Source organism: Pseudomonas siliginis (genome assembly GCF_019145195.1).
GTDB classification, from domain to species: domain Bacteria; phylum Pseudomonadota; class Gammaproteobacteria; order Pseudomonadales; family Pseudomonadaceae; genus Aquipseudomonas; species Aquipseudomonas siliginis.
On record NZ_JAHSTW010000003.1, the window covers coordinates 228,019 to 243,784 of the forward strand.

A 15,766-nucleotide genomic window follows, 5' to 3' on the forward strand; every position below is an offset into this window, starting at 1 on the left:
TGACGACATTGGTCACAAGACTGAGAATATGATGATCATCCTATTTTCAGTGAAGGAATTCCATGCGCCGGCTCCGACCTTTCCCCCTCGCGGTATGTTTGTTGCCCTTGGCCCTGACGGCGTGCGGGGAGTCCTCCAGCGCAAAAGATCCACGTACCTTGGCGCCGATTGTCAGATCGGCGGCGGTGCAACCGGCAGAAAATGGATCTCGATCATTCACCGGCGTCGTCGCCGCGCGCACCCAGGGCGATCTGGGCTTTCGCGTTTCGGGCAAGGTGCTCGAGCGTCTGGTTGATACCGGTCAGACGGTCAAGCGCGGCCAGCCACTGATGCGCCTCGACCCGATCGACCTCGGCCTGCAGGCGCGAGCCCAGCAAGAAGCGGTGAGCGCCGCTCGCGCCCGAGCCATACAGACTGCCGGTGACGAAGCGCGCAATCGCAAACTCGTCGCCGCCGGCGCTATTTCGGCATCGGCCTACGATCAGTTCAAAGCCGCCGCTGACACCGCCAGGGCGCAACTCAATGCCGCTGTGGCGCAAGCGGACGTAGCGCGCAACGCCTCGGGTTACGCGGTTTTGCTGGCGGACGCTGATGGCGTGGTGGTGGAAACCCTCGCCGAACCGGGGCAAGTCGTCAGCCCGGGACAACCGGTGGTGCGGCTGGCGCGGGCCGGTCAGCGGGAGGCCATCGTCCATCTGCCCGAGACCTTGCGCCCCGCGCCGGGCTCAACCGCTCAGGCAAAACTGTATGGCGATACGTCGGCTGCCGTGAGCGCAAAATTGCGTCTGCTTTCCGATTCGGCTGACAGCACAACTCGTACTTTTGAGGCGCGCTATGTGCTCGAAGGCAGTTTGGCCAATGCGCCAATCGGCTCGACGGTCACCGTCGAAATTGCTCAGGGTTCCTCGCCAGATCAGGCGCTGAAAGTGCCCGTCGCCGCGATCTACGACCCGGGCAAAGGCCCCGGCGTGTGGATCATCGCCGGCACACCGGCAACAGTGAGCTGGCGCCCGGTCGAGGTCCTGGGTTTGAGCGATGACTCGGCCCGTGTCGCTGGCCAGCTCAACGTCGGTGAACCGATTGTCGCGCTGGGCGCGCATCTGCTGCGTGATGGCGAAGAAGTGCGCCTGCTTGCCCGCGACGATGGCCAGATTGCCGGGAGTCGTCCATGAGCGAGGGCCGGTTCAACCTTTCTGCTATCGCCGTGCGCCAACGTGCGATCACGGTGTTTCTGATTTTTCTCATCGCCGTGGCCGGCGTCCTGTCGTTCTTCAAATTGGGTCGGGCGGAAGATCCGCCGTTCACGGTCAAGCAGCTGACCGTCATCACCGCGTGGCCGGGGGCGACCGCGCAAGAGATGCAGGATCAGGTCGCCGAACCCCTCGAAAAACGCTTGCAGGAACTGAAGTGGTACGACCGCTCGGAAACCTACACGCGCCCGGGACTGGCATTCACCATGGTCTCGTTGCTCGACAGCACACCGCCGTCGCAAGTGCAGGAAGAGTTCTACCAGGCACGCAAGAAGCTCGACGATGAAGCGGTCAAACTGCCGGCGGGTGTCATCGGGCCGATGGTCAACGACGAGTTCTCCGACGTGACCTTCGCGCTGTTCGCCTTGAAAGCCAAGGGCGAGCCGCAGCGCTTGCTGGTACGCGATGCGGAGACGTTACGCCAGCGTCTGTTGCATGTGCCTGGCGTGAAGAAGGTCAACATCATCGGCGAGCAGGCCGAGCGGATATTCGTTTCGTTTTCCCATGATCGGCTGGCGACGCTGGGCTTGTCGCCGCAGGACATCTTCGCCGCGCTGAACAATCAAAACGTGCTGACCCCCGCCGGATCGGTCGAAACCAAAGGGCCAGAGGTGTTTTTGCGCGTCGATGGCGCGTTCGACACGTTGCAGAAAATCCGTGACACGCCTGTTGTCGCCCAAGGCCGAACACTCAAGCTGTCTGACGTGGCCACGGTCGAGCGCGGCTACGAAGACCCGGCAACCTTCCTGGTGCGCAACAACGGCGAAGAAGCGTTATTGCTCGGCGTGATCATGCGCGAGGGCTGGAACGGTCTCGATCTGGGCAAGGCGCTGGATGCCGAGACAGTCAGGATCAACGAAGAAATGCCCTTGGGCATGACGCTCTCGAAAGTTACCGATCAGGCAGTGAATATCGACTCGGCCGTTGGCGAGTTCATGGTCAAGTTCTTTGTCGCGCTGCTGGTGGTCATGCTGGTGTGCTTTCTCAGCATGGGCTGGCGCGTCGGCGTGGTGGTCGCAGCGGCGGTGCCGTTGACCCTGGCGATCGTGTTTGTGGTGATGGCGGCGACCGGCAAGAACTTTGACCGGATCACCTTGGGTTCGCTGATTCTGGCGCTTGGCTTGCTGGTCGATGACGCGATCATCGCCATCGAAATGATGGTGGTGAAGATGGAGGAGGGCTACGACCGCATCAAGGCCTCGGCCTATGCCTGGAGTCATACGGCAGCGCCGATGCTGTCCGGCACACTGGTCACGGCGATTGGCTTTCTGCCCAACGGATTCGCGCAATCAACGGCAGGCGAATACACCAGCAACATGTTCTGGATTGTCGGCATCGCGCTCATTGCTTCGTGGGTCGTCGCCGTGGCTTTTACGCCGTACCTGGGCGTGAAGCTGTTGCCGGACATCAAGAAAGTCGAAGGCGGGCACGCGGCAATCTACGACACGCCGCGCTACAACCGTTTCCGGCGCGTTCTGGCGTGGGTGATCACGCGCAAATGGCTGGTGGCCGGTGCGGTGGTCGTGCTGTTTGCCGTTGCGATTCCGGGCATGGGGCTGGTTAAGAAGCAGTTCTTTCCGACCTCTGACCGCCCTGAAGTGATGATCGAAGTGCAGATGCCCTACGGCACGTCCATCGAGCAGACCAGCGCTGCGGCGGCCAAAGTCGAAGCCTGGCTGCACAAGCAGGATGAAGCAAAAATCGTCACCGCCTATATCGGCCAGGGTGCGCCACGGTTTTTCCTGGCAATGGCGCCGGAATTGCCGGACCCATCGTTCGCCAAAATCGTCGTGCTGACCGACAACCAGGACGCTCGCGAAACCCTCAAGTTGCGTTTGCGCGAAGCGGTCGCCGAAGGGCTTGCTCCAGAGGCGCGGGTTCGGGCGACGCAGATCGTATTCGGCCCGTATTCGCCATTTCCGGTGGCCTACCGGGTGATGGGGCCTGATCCGGCGAAATTGCGCGACATCGCCGAGCAGGTCCGGGCGGTGATGCAGGACAGCCCGATGATGAGAACCGTCAACACTGACTGGGGGCCGTTGACGCCCACGCTGCACTTCAACCTGGATCAGGATCGCTTGCAGGCGGTGGGGCTGACGTCCAGCGCGGTCGCCCAGCAGTTGCAGTTTTTGCTCAGCGGCGTGCCGATCACGGCGGTGCGCGAAAACATCCGTTCCGTGCAGGTCGTTGGCCGTGCGGCGGGCAATATCCGCCTTGATCCGGCGCAGATCGAGGGCTTCACCCTGGTCGGCGGGGCGGGGCAGCGCATCCCGTTGTCGCAGATCGGCGAGGTGGAAGTGCGCATGGAAGACCCGATCCTGCGCCGCCGCGATCGCACGCCGACCATCACCGTGCGTGGCGACATCGCCGAAGGTTTGCAGCCACCGGACGTTTCCGGCGCGATCATCCAGCAGTTGCAGCCGATCATCGAAAACCTGCCTTCCGGCTACCGGATTGAACAGGCGGGCGCCATCGAAGAATCCGGCAAGGCCGGCAAAGCGATTCTGCCGTTGCTGCCGATCATGATCGCCATGACGCTGCTCATCATCATCGTCCAGGTACGCTCGATCTCAGCGATGATCATGGTCTTCCTTACCTCGCCGTTAGGCTTGATCGGTGTGGTGCCGACGCTGCTGATCTTCAACCAGCCATTCGGTATCAATGCGCTGGTCGGGTTAATTGCGCTGTCGGGGATTCTGATGCGCAACACGCTGATTCTGATCGGGCAGATCCATCACAACGAGCAGGAAGGGCTGGCGCCGTTCCATGCCGTTGTCGAAGCGACAGTGCAACGGGCGCGGCCGGTGTTGTTGACCGCGCTGGCGGCGATTCTCGCGTTCATTCCGCTGACCCACTCGGTGTTCTGGGGCACGCTCGCGTACACGCTGATCGGTGGCACGTTTGTTGGCACCATCATCACGCTGGTGTTTCTGCCGGCGATGTATGCGATCTGGTTCAGGATTCGGCCTGAGCGCTGACATCGAGCACGATTTTTCCCCGGGTGTGTCCGGCCCAGCTTTGTTTAACCGCGTCGACAACTTCTGTCAGCGGTACCACTTGAGCCTCAAGGCTGAGCTTGCCGGATGTGAACAGCGCGGCAATCTCGGCCAATTGGCTGCCATCGGAGCGGGTGGCGAAATTTTTGCCACTCACACCGTGCTCGCTTGCCTTCTGTGCAGAGGGTGCGCTTACGGGGGAAACCAGAACGCCCCCGCGCTTGATCACACTCCATGAACGGTTCTGAGTTTCGCCGCCGACCAGATCAATGACCGCATCGAGGTCAGCAACGCTGTCTTCGAATTTAGCCGTGGTGTAGTCAATCACCTCATCGGCGCCAAGTGAACGCAGATAGTCGTGGTTCTTCGCAGAGCTGGTCGCGATCACATAAGCACCGGCAAGGCGGGCGAGCTGGATTGCGAAGCTGCCCACGCCACCTGAGCCGCCGTGAATGAGGACTTTTTGACCAGCCTGAATCCCGGCGTGTTCATGCAAGGCTTGCCAAGCAGTCAGTGCTGCCGCCGGCACGCCGCCGGCTTCTTGCAACGATAGTGTTGTCGGCGTGTGGGCCAGACGATCTGGCGTTGAGAGGGCCTGGGTCGCATATCCGCCGGTAATCCCGATAAACCCGAACACCTTGTCGCCAACGACAAAGTCTCTGACATTCCTGCCCACCGCGGCGACTGTGCCTGAGACTTCCACGCCAGGCGTGTAGGGCAGTGGCAGAGGAATGAATTGCTGCATGGCACCGGAGAGGATTTTCCAATCGATTGGATTGATCCCACTACCGGCAACATTGATTAACACCTGATCGTCATTGGGTTTCAGATCCGCAAGTTCTTTGAGCTCCAGCGCTTCTGCCTGGCCGTACTGCGCGACTTGGATCGCTTTCATGATTCTCTCCGTTGTGATGGTCAAGGCTCGTCGGAAGAAATGGACGCGCCGGCGATTCGATTAGTGGCGACGTGCGTCGAGGCTGAAACGCCCTGCGCCGAAAGAAACGATCTGCAAGAGCCCACCGGCCATGGCGATATTCTTGAAGAAGTGAATGAACTGATTCTGGTCCGCCAGGGCGTTATGGAAAATCAGTGCGGTCAGTACGCTGAAAATCGCCAACAGCGCTGCGGTGGTACGTGTGCGATAACCGGCGATCAACGCTACGCCGCCGAGAACCTCGACAGCAATCGCCACGCCCAACGCCAGTGCTGGAAAAGGCAACCCGACAGAGCCGATGTAGCCAATCATCATGGCCGGTGCCGCGATTTTCGACAGGCCCGAAAGAATGAAGATCGCGCTCAGAAGAATCCGCCCGATCAAGGAAACGCTGCTGTTGAGGTTGGAAGACGTTGAAGCAGTGACGCTGGAAATTGTGGCTGCGTGGGACATGACGTGGATTCCGCTGATTTCAGCGCTTCACCATGAAGCGCCGTTGTGGAGCAGATGATGTCACCGCGCAGCTTTGCGCAATAGCCGACAAGTTTCGATGATCAGGTTCGAAAAAATAGAAATGCAGCAGATATCGAAGGGGACCTTCCTCTGTGGTTAGCGACGTGTGTTGGTGAGCAGAATCAGGCAAATGTCGCGGACTAATCGGATAACAGCGGCGGGGCGGATTCGGTACGTTGGTCTCGAACGCGGTTCAGCCGAATCCTGAACCGCCGCTATCAAGAGGAGTACTGCAATGAACGAGACTAAGGTTTGGTTGGTTACAGGCTGTTCCACCGGGTTCGGTCGCCACATTGCCACGGCGCTGCTGAATGAGGGTGAGCGTGTGGTGGTCACGGCGCGCAACACACAGCAGATCGAGGATCTGGCCGCCCTCGGCGACGCTTTGATTCTGCCTCTGGACGTGACCGATCCGGCGCAGGCGATGCAGGTCGTACAGGCGGCCGAGCATCGCTTCGGGCGCGTGGACGTGCTGATCAATAACGCCGGCGTTGGCTATTTCTCATCGGTAGAAGACAGCGACGATGAAGCTGTTCGGCGGATGTTCGAGGTCAACTACTTCGGCACGGCCAATATGATTCGTGCGGTACTGCCAGGCATGCGCAAGCGGCGCACCGGCATGATCGTCAACCTCACATCGGTAGGCGGTCTGGTCGGGTTCGAAGCGGTCGGCCATTACTGCGCGACGAAGTTCGCCGTGGAGGGTCTGTCGGAAAGTCTGCGCGCCGAAGTTGCGCCACTGGGTATCGGCGTGATGACCGTTCAGCCCAGCGCCTTCAGAACCCAATGGGCGGGGTCTTCGGGCGCCGCGCAAACGGTGGCCGAGGATTACCAGGCAACCGCCGGCGCTGCGATGCGCGCATACCAGCAATCTGTTGGCAATCAAGCTGGCGACCCAGCCAGGGCGGCAGCGGCAATCTACGCCGCGGTTACCTGCGCAGCGCCGCCGGCGCGCCTGCTGTTGGGCAATGAAGCCTATGAGGCAGCGCAGGCGAAGCTTGCCGCCATGGGCCGCGAGTTCAGCGCATGGGAATCTACCGCCCGTGGCGCGGACTTCCCGACGGCCTGACAGGCGAAGCCCGCACTGATGGCATGGACGCTACAGAATCAGGCAAACACCTGAGAGAAGTGAGTTAACGGGGACGACGCGGTGCGGGAAAAACTGGGCGAGTGAGATGACTCGCCCAATTTTGAACGGCATTTACCGAGGAGTATTTGTATGAATTCGTCGTCCCCGTCCCGACCTTTCATGTGGCTTTGCGCATTCGCAGCGGGGTCCATGATCGCTAATCTCTATTATCTGCAGCCGATCCTGTCGTTGGTAACGGGGACATTTGATATTCCGCTCGCCACGTCCGGCCTGCTGGTGAGTTGCGCTCAACTTGGCTACACGCTGGGCATTGTGCTGGTCGTCCCGCTCGGTGACGTCCTCGAAAGAAGAGCGCTTCTGAGCCGGATGTTTACCATCAACGCACTAGCGCTGTTTGTGGCTGCGGCCAGCCCGAATTTCTTGTTGTTCTGCGCCGCAGTGGTGATCAGTGGAGTCACGGCATCCGCTGCCATGTTGATTGTGCCGTACGTAGCGTCCATCGCAGCCGAGCATCGGCGCGGTCAAGTGATCGGCGTGGTGATGACCGGGGCCTTGCTCGCGATACCGCTGTCGTGGCTGGTCTCCGGCGGTATCGGCAACGCGGCAGGGTGGCGCTTGGTGTACGCCAGCGCCGGGTGCGCGGCGCTGATCCTGCTCATGCTGCTCAGAATCACCTTGCCAACCGAGCCCGAGCGCCGAGGCCAGCCCGTGCGTTATGAGCAGTTGATGCGCTCGTTGTGGCAACTCATCCTCGAGTATCCAGCGCTTGCTCGCCGGGCGCTTTACGGTGCGCTGGGAATGGCCAGCTTCAGCATGTTGTGGACTGGATTACCAATACTGTTGTCGCAACCGCCGTTCAATTTTTCGACTTCGAGCATCGGACTGATCGGGCTCACGGGAGTGACTGGCGCGTTGATTCCCGGTGTGGTTGGCCGGCTCTGTGATCATGGCTACCGGCACGCGCTGGCATTCGGGTTGGCCTCGTTGATGATACTGGCCTGGGCAGTGCTGAGCTTTGCGGCGACAGGGCTCTGGATAATTATCGCTGCCGCAATGGCCTTGAACGTTGGCGTAATGGGCTTGCAGATCACCCATCAATCGGTCATCTACAAACTGGCCCCCGCAGCCAACTCACGGATTACCGCGGTGTTTATCAGTATCAACTTTGTTGGCGGCGCTATTGGCTCCGCAGTTGCAAGTTTCGGTATTCGGTATGTCGGCTGGGAAGGGCTGTGCCTACTGGGCGCTGCTTTGCCCGCGGCTCTTGTGCTGGCCTATGCATTGAAGGAACGGCCCTTTGCCCGCGTTGCGGTTCAATGAACATGCAAATGGGCGGCGAGGAAATCCATCAGGGCTCTTACGCGTGCGGGCAGATGTCCGCCTTGGCCGACGTAAATCGCATGAATCTCCGTGACGCTTGCAGGCACGAATGGTTGCAGGACGCAAACCAATCTTCCGGCAGCCAGGTCATCTGCAACCTGGCAGAACCCCAGCCTGGCTAGCCCTGCGCCCAGCACCGTCAATTCACGCAAGGCGTCGCCATCGCTGACGCGCAGATTGCCTTTTACCGGGTACATACGTTGCTCGCCGCTCTCGTCGAGCAAGGCCCACTCCATGGCGGGAGGCGAAAAGGTGAAACCCAGACAGTTGTGATCGGCAAGGTCTTGAGGCACCAGCGGAGTGCCCTTGGCCGCCAGGTAGTCAGGAGATCCTACGATCAGCCCTCTGGATTGCCCGAGTCGTTTCGCCACAAGGTTGGAGTTCTTGAGCGCTCCGGTGCGTATGGCGATATCCGCACGAGCTTCGATGAGATCGACCACCTCATCGGTGAGGAAAAGTTCGACGCTGACCCCAGGATGTTGATTCATGAACAAGTTGATGATGGGAAGAAAAAGCTGGCGGCCGATACCCACATTAGAGCTGATTCTGACCACGCCCTGCGGTGCAGAACTGGCAGATGCTTCGCGTTCCGCTTCGTCAAGATCGGCCAGTATGGCAACGCTGCGTTCGTAAAAAGCCATTCCTTCTGGCGTCAGCAGTTGCTTGCGCGTGGACCTGTTCAGCAAACGTGCGCCAAGACGGCTTTCCAGGCGCGTCATGAGCTTGCTCACGGCAGAGGGGGTTATCGCGCAAGCTCTTGCGGCCGCTGAATAACCTCCGCGTTCCACCACTTTAACGAACACGCTCATCTCGGCGAAGCAATTGATATCCAGTCGTCGCATGTGAACTCACGTCATAAATCGTGTGCCTGGGCACGGGCTGTTTATCTACCATTTCGCGCGCCTAATATTTTGCCAACGCGATATGGAACGGTTGCCGACTTTGCAAGCAAAGAAGTGGCCACTTCCAACCATCGCGCTCTTGCTGTCACGTTGTTTTCTCTAACCGTAGAACATTGCCAAGTTGATAGCTGCTCGGAGGCTGAAATGACTCACACACTGCAATTAGTACTGATCCATAACAGCAACCAGTCCAACGGCGTAGACACGGCGTTGGTGCAATGGATTACCGCCGTGGTGCAAGACCGCAGCGAATTTGCGTTGAGCGTGGTAGAGCCGTTTGACCTGAGATTTATAGACGATTTTTCGGAACAACCCGGTCGTCGAGTGTGCTTGAGAGCGCTAGCGGCAGCAGATGCCTATATCGTCTTGGTGCCCGCACGTCACCTTGGTTACCAGCATGGATTGAAAGTCTTGATGGCGCGCTGGCCTGAACACCTCCAGGGACGACCTTGTTCATTTGTTGGTTATGGCACCACGACCGGCGGGGAGGATGAGGTCGACGAGCTTGGATGCGAGTTGTTGAAGCTGCAGGCCATGCCTGTTGGTGGCTATGTGAAGTTCGCTGAGATTGCCGAGCGTCTCGAACAAGGCTTCGGACTGGAGCACTTTGCGCAAGCACGGGTTTCGATGGCGCAGTTGTTGATCCAGCTGGCCTGGTGGGCACGGGCGCTGAAAGATGCGCGGGCCTTCTCTCCTTTGCAGAAGTTCGCGTAGTCCGTCGCTTAGACGTTCTGCGAGCGCCTGGAGCATTGGGCAAAACCTGTGCAGGAATTGCATAACGGCACCGCGCCGCGACTTTTTACTCTTGCTTCAAGTCCTGCTGAACGGCAGGAAACTCTGATCTGAAAACAGGAGTTCTAAAATGTCCGATGTCGAAATTCGCGTAGCCCCTGATGCGCAAGAACACGCCACGGCAAATTCAGCCGGCGATCAGGGCAAGTACGTTGGCATGTGGGTGACAGCCGACGGTCATATTCGCCATGAGTTGCTGCCAGGAGGGCGATATGACGAGGCTCGCGGTCGGCAAAAAAGCGCTTATCAAGGGCGCTACTGGCTGGAAGGCGACCACATCGAGTATGTGGACGATACTGGCTTTACCGCAGACGGAGAGTTTCGAGATAACGTGCTGTACCACGCGGGCATGGTGTTATATCCGGAGCGCTGACGCATAAGCCGGAATGAACATTCCGGCTTTTTTATTGGTGTCGTATTACGGATTCTGTGGGCGGAATTGATCGCGCAAATCCAGGGTTTCGCCCGCCACCATAAATTTCCCCTGCCCGCGGTAATGCAGGGTTTTGGGGTTTTTCACCGACGTAGCCACATGCGCCTTGACCACTTCCCACACGAACAGACCGTACTCGCCGATAAGATTGGAGTCGAACAGCTTGCACTCGAAATTGGCGTAGCACTCTTTGATCAACGGGGCCTTTACCCGTTCTGCGGGGGCGGCTGTGAGGTCAAATTGGGCAAACTTGTCGATGGCGCCACCGCTGCTGTTGCCGACGGCAACAACCTCGTCCACCAATTCGACGGTGGGCACGTTGATGACGCACTGCTGGCTGTTGTGGATCAGCTCGTAGCTGTGGTTTGCACTCCAGATGTAGCAGCCAAACAGGGCGGGGGAGAACTGCATCATCATGTGCCAACCCATGGTCATTATGTTGGTTTCACCTTGCCAGGCGGAGGTCACCAGGACGATGGGGCCAGTTTCCAGATGCTGGCGAACCTCGCTCAAAGGGAAGTCGGATTTTCGAAATGCGGTCATGGCGCCTCCGTGGATCAAAAGAGGATAAACAGTTGTTGTCAGTCGCTTTCGACAATTCAACTTTCCTGCTTTTTGACATGCATCTCTCCGGCAGCCTTGCTCAGGCTGTCGGATTTTTGCTCTTTTCCCTGAATTGCTTACGTCGGCAAGAGCTGTTCGCCGAACCGCTTGATCAGCCACTGCCCAGCCGGACCGGGCGGCGAGTCGGTTCGATAAATCGCATCGAAGGCGTAGGTGCCGCCTTTACAGTCGGGCATATCCAGTTCGACCAGGCGTCCTTCGTCCAGGTCAGACTGAACCATGGGCACCGGCATATTCCCCCATCCGATGCCCTCTTTGAGAAGCATGTGTTTGGCGCCCAGATCCGCCAGTCGCCAAGTGCGAGTACTCACAACGGCAAAGTCCCTGTCACCCGTAAGCGTTGAACGATCCGATAGCACCAATTGAACAAACTCTCTGGCAGCGCCAGGGGATTTGGAACACTCGGTTGCAAGCGGGTGTGCAGGCGCTGCGACCGGTATCAATTGAACACTGCCCACGCCGATGCGCTCGATGCCGTCCAGGCCAATGTCCAGCGGACCGCTGATGCCGACTCCAGCTTTCTTCTCCATCACCAGTTGGGTCACTGCCCCCAAGGCTTCCATGTGCAAGTGCAGAGTGACTGTGGGAAATTCTTCCCTAAAGGTCCTCAACGCATCGACTACTCGCTCGGCAGGGAGCATTACATCGAGCGCGAGGTGAACTTCTGCTTCAAGCCCATGCAGCAAACCGGAGACTTTTGCGCGCAGCCCATTTACGCCGTTGGTAATAGTGCGTGCTTCAGCCAGGACGGTTCGACCTGCCTCCGTCAGTTGCGGTTTGCGCGTGGTTTTGCGGTCAAACAGTGAAACCCCGAGCTGCATCTCCAGATTGGAAATGGAGTAACTCACCACCGATGTCGCGCGATGCAGTTTTCTGGCCGCAGCGGCAAAACTGCCCACTTCTACAACCGTCAGAAATACTTTCAGTTGATCAAGCGTTGGTGTTCCTGGATCGGAGATCATTTCTACTGTCTCGAACGTTTGGGGAGTACTTGTCCTGATTTTGCAGACAGCAGCATATACGCAAGATTGAGCACTTGATCGGCTCTAACAATCAATTGACCGGTTTGTTTCTTCGGCAAGCCATTCGCTGCGCGTGATCTCCCACACCTCCACCGGCATCGGCCCCGACACAAACTGGCCGTCCCGCGTTTCAACCATCCGCATGCCTTCATCTTCGGAAATCTTGCGCGAGGCGTGGTTGGCGGCGGCCTTGGGCACCTGCATCAATGGGCGCATCAACGTATCGAACCAGTAGGCATTGATCACCTTGCAGGCCTCGCGCATGTAGCCGTTGCCCTGAAACTGAGGGGCGAGCCAGAAGCCTCGATGGTTACCCGGTTGATCAAACAGGCTGATACTGCCGATGCAGCTCTCGGGCTGAACGCGGGTGCGGATCATCCAGTGCCATTCCTTTGCGGCAGCCATCGCGGGCAGCGCGACATCGCGGACGTAAACAAGCGCGCCGTCGTCCGGATACGGCCACGGAACGCGGCTGTCGAGATAGCGCACGACCTCCCATTGCGGAAACAATTGTTGCACCGCCGCTGCATCACTCAGTTGCAGCGGCGTGAGGATCAAGCGGCGGGTGTAAAGCGTGGGGATGCAATCCATGGCAATCAATCCTTGCGAGCAGTGGCGGGCAGGACCGGTACTCTCTCAAACGAGCAGTTCAAGTGTCGAGCGACCTGTGCGCGGTCTCACTCAACTAGTTCGATCAGCTCCCCTCCGTCCTCCTTCAACCGCTGCAAAAACACCTGCGCCTCCAGCAATTGATACGGAAAATACAGCCCCGGCTTTACCTGCGCTTGCCCATCCAGCCCAACCAGCCGCTCCAGCAACATGGCCACACTGAGCCCGGTCAACGCCGCTGCGCCTTCGCGGTGAACCACGGCGTGGCGGGTGCGCAATGGCTGGCCATCGTGATCCGTGCCTTCGAGTTCCATGAGTATTTCCGTCGACATCGGCTGACCCTGACGCCGGGTCGAGCTAATACCGCTGGCGAGGTTGAACTCGACGTTCGGGGCGTCGGTGGCGGCGGCCAGGCCGGTGACGTCGATGGAGGAAAAGCCGGCGCCCTGCATGATTGTGCCGTCGACGGCGCGGAAGCTGACCTTGGCGTCGTCGCCTTCACGCCAGATGAATTTGCCGTCGCGGCGGGTCAGCGCGGCGGGCAGCATTTTGTTCAGGTGCTCGAAATCGACGGCTACGGTCGGGCCGCCGCCGTCCTGTTCGTCGACCAGCGCATGAATGCGGATGTCGTGCACGCGGGCGAATGCCTTGGCGATGTGCAGCGTCGCTACCGTGGTGGCGCCGACCATCCATTCGTAGCCGAGGACAATGGGAGACGCGTCGGGCGAGTGGATGAAACTGGCGATCTGCGGGGCGATTTCGAATACGCCGGAAGAGATGCTCAGGTGCGGCACCTTGCGCTTTTGCGCAAAGCGCAGCCCGGCGAGGGCGTGGTCCATGTAGAACAGGGCGATGGCGCTGATCGGGCGATCACCCAGTCCCAGATTTTCTGCGCGAGCATCGATGACCACACCCTGGGCATTGCCGATTTGCTCGGCGGTTTGCTCAGCCTTGGCGAGGTCGCGTCCGCCGATCAGCAAGGGGACGTCGGGATGCGCCGCGCGCAATGCGCGGGCTGTCTGGTGGCCGATGGCGCCGGAGCCGCCCATGAACAGAATGGGATGAAGTGGCATGAATCCTCCTCATTTTTCCTGGATTGAAACGTGCTTGGGCTAGACACCCTAGCACGCACTTTCCAGTTCGCCGGTGCGCTTGGTCTGCGCACCGACGAACGACCACTTGAGGAATCAGCCCAGATGATGGCGCTCTGCAAGGCGATAAACATCGGTGTCGAGGCCTTCGAAACGGGCTTTCAACTGCAACGCCAAATACAGCGAATAGTGCCGTGACTGATGCAGGTTGCCGCCGTGGAACCAGAGGTTTTGCTGCTGGGTCGGCTTCCACATGTTGCGCAGTTCACCTTCATACGGGCCGGGGTCGTTGGTGGTGCCGGAACCCAGGCCCCAGCAGCGCCCGACCTTGTCGGCGACTTGCTGGGAAATCAGCTTCGCGGCCCAGCCGTTCATCGAGCCATAACCTGTCGCATAAACGATGAGATCGGCCGGCAAGCGGCTGCCATCGGTGAGCACCACCGCATCCGCTTCGATGCGTTCGACACCGAGGCCCGGCGCGCTCTTGAGCTTGATCGTGCCGTTGGCGATCAGTTCCGAGGCGCCGACGTCGATGTAGTAACCCGAGCCACGGCGTACGTATTTCATGAACAAACCCGATTCGTCATCGCCGAAATCGAGCATGAAACCCGCCCGGCTCAGGCGTTCATAGAAGTCCTTGTCGCGCTCCTTGATCGCGTCGAAGATCGGCCGATGAAACTGTGGCATGACCTTGTACGGAATCGAGGCGAACAGCAGGTCGGCCTTGTCCGTGGTCAGCCCCGACTCGAGCGCCTCTTCGGAATAAAGCCCGCCGAAAACCAGTTCCATCAGGCTGTCCGAACGCACGATGTGCGTGCTCGAACGTTGCACCATGGTCACCTCGGTGCCGTTTTCCACCAGATCGGCGCAGATGTCGTGGGCTGAATTGTTCGCGCCGATGACCACTGCGCGCTTGCCTTTCCACGCATCGCCGCCGGGGTGACGGCTGGAGTGATGTTGCTGGCCCTGGAAGTTTTCGGCGCCTGGATACACCGGCACATTCGGTACGCCAGACATGCCGGTGGCGAGGATCAGTTGCGTCGGTTGCAGGGTGACGGGCTCGCCGTTGCGCAGGACCTCCACGGTCCAGCGGCCAGTCTCTTCGTCAAACGTAGCGCCGAGGCACTCAGTGCGCGGCCAATAGTTGAGTTCCATGACCTTGGTGTACATCTCCAGCCAGTCGCCGATCTGGTCTTTCGGGGTGAACACCGGCCAGTGGTCGGGGAAGGGCAGGTAGGGCATGTGGTCGTACCAGACCGGGTCGTGCAGGCACAGCGACTTGTAGCGGCCGCGCCATTGATCGCCGGGGCGTTCGGCTTTGTCGATGATCAGCGTCGGTACGCCCATGCGTTTGAGCCTTGCGCCGAGGCCGAGCCCGCCCTGACCGCCGCCGACGATCAGGCAGTACGGTTGCGTGGTGATGCCCAGCGCCGCTTCTTCATCGCGGCGGCGCTCCAGCCAGTTGCGCTTGTCAGCGTGGGCATGGCCGTGGCTCGCGCCCATCGGCCGGCGGCGGCCGCTGGGTTCTTCGAAGCCTTTGAGTTCGCGCATGGTGGTCAGCAGCGTCCAGCACAGACCGTCCTTCAGGCGCACGTAGCCTTTGCCGCGCGCCGAGTCGGTTTCCAGGCTCATCCAGCCTTCAAGCACGCCATCGCTAAGCGTGGCTTCACCTTCGAGTTGCCAGCGTTCGGGCCGGGTCTGCTCAAGGCGTGTTTCGAGCATGTCGCGAATCGCCGGTTTGCCTTCCAGGGTGACGAGGTTCCAGCTGAACAGCAGCAAGTCACGCCAGTGGCATTCTTCGGCAAACAGCTCCAGCGTGCCGTCCACATCTCGTTGCGCCAGACGTCCGCCGAGGCGTTCGACCCAAGCGGCGAGTTGCGCTGTTGGCGATTGCAAAGGGGTTTCAATAGCGATGTTCATGGGGCCACTCCCGATCTTGTTGTTTTGGTAAGCCATGGCATCAGAGCAAGGCTTGGGCCATCTCCTTGAAAGACGCGGGCCAGAGCGTTTGATGCAAAGGCCGACAAGGCTTTGGCACAGGCGACATGTCACAAATTCGAGATTCGCGGATGACACTGTGTCACTCGGCGCGAAATTCCCCCGCAACGAGCTTTTCATCTAAGCTGCGGA

General features: G+C 59.6%; 14 protein-coding genes. 6 read left to right on the forward strand and 8 right to left on the reverse strand.

The window, feature by feature from the left end; translation table 11 throughout:
- Positions 1-62 precede the first annotated feature (62 nt).
- Together KVG87_RS08510 and KVG87_RS08515 are read left to right on the forward strand one after the other, a co-directional pair.
- Entirely contained in the window at positions 63-1,172 is a 1,110-nt protein-coding gene (locus tag KVG87_RS08510; RefSeq protein WP_217850200.1) for an efflux RND transporter periplasmic adaptor subunit, read from the forward strand.
- Positions 1,169-4,228, forward strand: a complete 3,060-nt coding sequence (locus KVG87_RS08515) for an efflux RND transporter permease subunit (RefSeq protein ID WP_217850203.1) — start codon at positions 1,169-1,171, stop codon at positions 4,226-4,228. The genes KVG87_RS08510 and KVG87_RS08515 overlap by 4 nt, the downstream gene beginning before the upstream one ends.
- On the opposite strand, the gene KVG87_RS08520 is transcribed toward KVG87_RS08515, so the two are convergent.
- Positions 4,206-5,141, reverse strand: coding sequence for an NADP-dependent oxidoreductase (locus KVG87_RS08520; RefSeq protein ID WP_056785049.1), 936 nt, complete (start codon positions 5,139-5,141; stop codon positions 4,206-4,208). The genes KVG87_RS08515 and KVG87_RS08520 overlap by 23 nt on opposite strands.
- A gap of 60 nt (positions 5,142-5,201) precedes the next feature.
- Positions 5,202-5,633 carry a DoxX family protein gene (locus tag KVG87_RS08525; RefSeq protein ID WP_122601593.1) on the reverse strand — a complete coding sequence of 144 codons (432 nt, stop codon included), beginning with the start codon at positions 5,631-5,633 and terminating at the stop codon, positions 5,202-5,204.
- A 295-nt stretch (positions 5,634-5,928) separates the two neighbouring features.
- On the opposite strand from KVG87_RS08525, the gene KVG87_RS08530 reads away from it, so the two are divergent.
- Complete coding sequence (locus tag KVG87_RS08530; protein WP_016774388.1) at positions 5,929-6,762, forward strand: oxidoreductase; 834 nt, start codon at positions 5,929-5,931, stop codon at positions 6,760-6,762.
- A 180-nt stretch (positions 6,763-6,942) separates the two neighbouring features.
- Positions 6,943-8,103, forward strand: coding sequence for an MFS transporter (locus KVG87_RS08535; protein ID WP_225930826.1), 1,161 nt, complete (start codon positions 6,943-6,945; stop codon positions 8,101-8,103).
- Here the strand turns inward: KVG87_RS08535 and KVG87_RS08540 are convergent.
- Positions 8,097-9,005 carry a LysR family transcriptional regulator gene (locus KVG87_RS08540; protein ID WP_056785056.1) on the reverse strand — a complete coding sequence of 303 codons (909 nt, stop codon included), beginning with the start codon at positions 9,003-9,005 and terminating at the stop codon, positions 8,097-8,099. The two genes, KVG87_RS08535 and KVG87_RS08540, sit on opposite strands and share 7 nt — an antisense overlap.
- Before the next feature lie 204 nt (positions 9,006-9,209).
- On the opposite strand from KVG87_RS08540, the gene KVG87_RS08545 reads away from it, so the two are divergent.
- Positions 9,210-9,779, forward strand: coding sequence for an NAD(P)H-dependent oxidoreductase (locus KVG87_RS08545; RefSeq protein ID WP_122610071.1), 570 nt, complete (start codon positions 9,210-9,212; stop codon positions 9,777-9,779).
- A gap of 235 nt (positions 9,780-10,014) precedes the next feature.
- Positions 10,015-10,230 (forward strand): Atu4866 domain-containing protein, encoded by a 216-nt coding sequence (locus tag KVG87_RS08550; RefSeq protein WP_056786820.1) that lies wholly within the window; start codon positions 10,015-10,017, stop codon positions 10,228-10,230.
- Between the two features lie 45 nt (positions 10,231-10,275).
- Here the strand turns inward: KVG87_RS08550 and KVG87_RS08555 are convergent, their stop codons facing one another.
- From KVG87_RS08555 to KVG87_RS08575, 5 genes are all read right to left on the reverse strand, one after another.
- Positions 10,276-10,833: a flavin reductase family protein gene (locus KVG87_RS08555; protein ID WP_217850208.1), complete on the reverse strand. Its 558-nt coding sequence runs from the start codon at positions 10,831-10,833 to the stop codon at positions 10,276-10,278.
- A gap of 137 nt (positions 10,834-10,970) precedes the next feature.
- Positions 10,971-11,876, reverse strand: coding sequence for a LysR family transcriptional regulator (locus tag KVG87_RS08560; protein WP_217850210.1), 906 nt, complete (start codon positions 11,874-11,876; stop codon positions 10,971-10,973).
- An 84-nt stretch (positions 11,877-11,960) separates the two neighbouring features.
- The gene (locus KVG87_RS08565) at positions 11,961-12,527 is read right to left on the reverse strand and encodes a GNAT family N-acetyltransferase (protein WP_122692079.1); all 567 of its coding nucleotides are present in this window, start codon (positions 12,525-12,527) and stop codon (positions 11,961-11,963) included.
- An 86-nt stretch (positions 12,528-12,613) separates the two neighbouring features.
- The gene (locus tag KVG87_RS08570; protein ID WP_217850212.1) at positions 12,614-13,618 is read right to left on the reverse strand and encodes an NAD(P)-dependent oxidoreductase; all 1,005 of its coding nucleotides are present in this window, start codon (positions 13,616-13,618) and stop codon (positions 12,614-12,616) included.
- Positions 13,619-13,732: 114 nt separating this feature from the next.
- On the reverse strand, positions 13,733-15,556 hold the full coding sequence (locus KVG87_RS08575; protein WP_122507437.1) for an NAD(P)/FAD-dependent oxidoreductase: 1,824 nt from the start codon (positions 15,554-15,556) through the stop codon (positions 13,733-13,735).
- Positions 15,557-15,766: the final 210 nt, after the last annotated feature.

Excerpts from the sequence above, each read along its gene's own strand:
- KVG87_RS08520 (WP_056785049.1), bottom strand. The coding sequence starts at position 5,141 with ATGAAAGCGATCCAAGTCGCGCAGTACGGCCAGGCAGAAGCGCTGGAG.
- KVG87_RS08570 (WP_217850212.1), bottom strand. The coding sequence starts at position 13,618 with ATGCCACTTCATCCCATTCTGTTCATGGGCGGCTCCGGCGCCATCGGC.
- KVG87_RS08550 (WP_056786820.1), top strand. The coding sequence starts at position 10,015 with ATGTGGGTGACAGCCGACGGTCATATTCGCCATGAGTTGCTGCCAGGA.
- KVG87_RS08575 (WP_122507437.1), bottom strand. The coding sequence starts at position 15,556 with ATGAACATCGCTATTGAAACCCCTTTGCAATCGCCAACAGCGCAACTC.
- KVG87_RS08565 (WP_122692079.1), bottom strand. The coding sequence starts at position 12,527 with ATGGATTGCATCCCCACGCTTTACACCCGCCGCTTGATCCTCACGCCG.
- KVG87_RS08530 (WP_016774388.1), top strand. The coding sequence starts at position 5,929 with ATGAACGAGACTAAGGTTTGGTTGGTTACAGGCTGTTCCACCGGGTTC.
- KVG87_RS08555 (WP_217850208.1), bottom strand. The coding sequence starts at position 10,833 with ATGACCGCATTTCGAAAATCCGACTTCCCTTTGAGCGAGGTTCGCCAG.
- KVG87_RS08525 (WP_122601593.1), bottom strand. The coding sequence starts at position 5,633 with ATGTCCCACGCAGCCACAATTTCCAGCGTCACTGCTTCAACGTCTTCC.
- KVG87_RS08510 (WP_217850200.1), top strand. The coding sequence starts at position 63 with ATGCGCCGGCTCCGACCTTTCCCCCTCGCGGTATGTTTGTTGCCCTTG.
- KVG87_RS08515 (WP_217850203.1), top strand. The coding sequence starts at position 1,169 with ATGAGCGAGGGCCGGTTCAACCTTTCTGCTATCGCCGTGCGCCAACGT.
- KVG87_RS08545 (WP_122610071.1), top strand. The coding sequence starts at position 9,210 with ATGACTCACACACTGCAATTAGTACTGATCCATAACAGCAACCAGTCC.
- KVG87_RS08540 (WP_056785056.1), bottom strand. The coding sequence starts at position 9,005 with ATGCGACGACTGGATATCAATTGCTTCGCCGAGATGAGCGTGTTCGTT.
- KVG87_RS08535 (WP_225930826.1), top strand. The coding sequence starts at position 6,943 with ATGTGGCTTTGCGCATTCGCAGCGGGGTCCATGATCGCTAATCTCTAT.
- KVG87_RS08560 (WP_217850210.1), bottom strand. The coding sequence starts at position 11,876 with ATGATCTCCGATCCAGGAACACCAACGCTTGATCAACTGAAAGTATTT.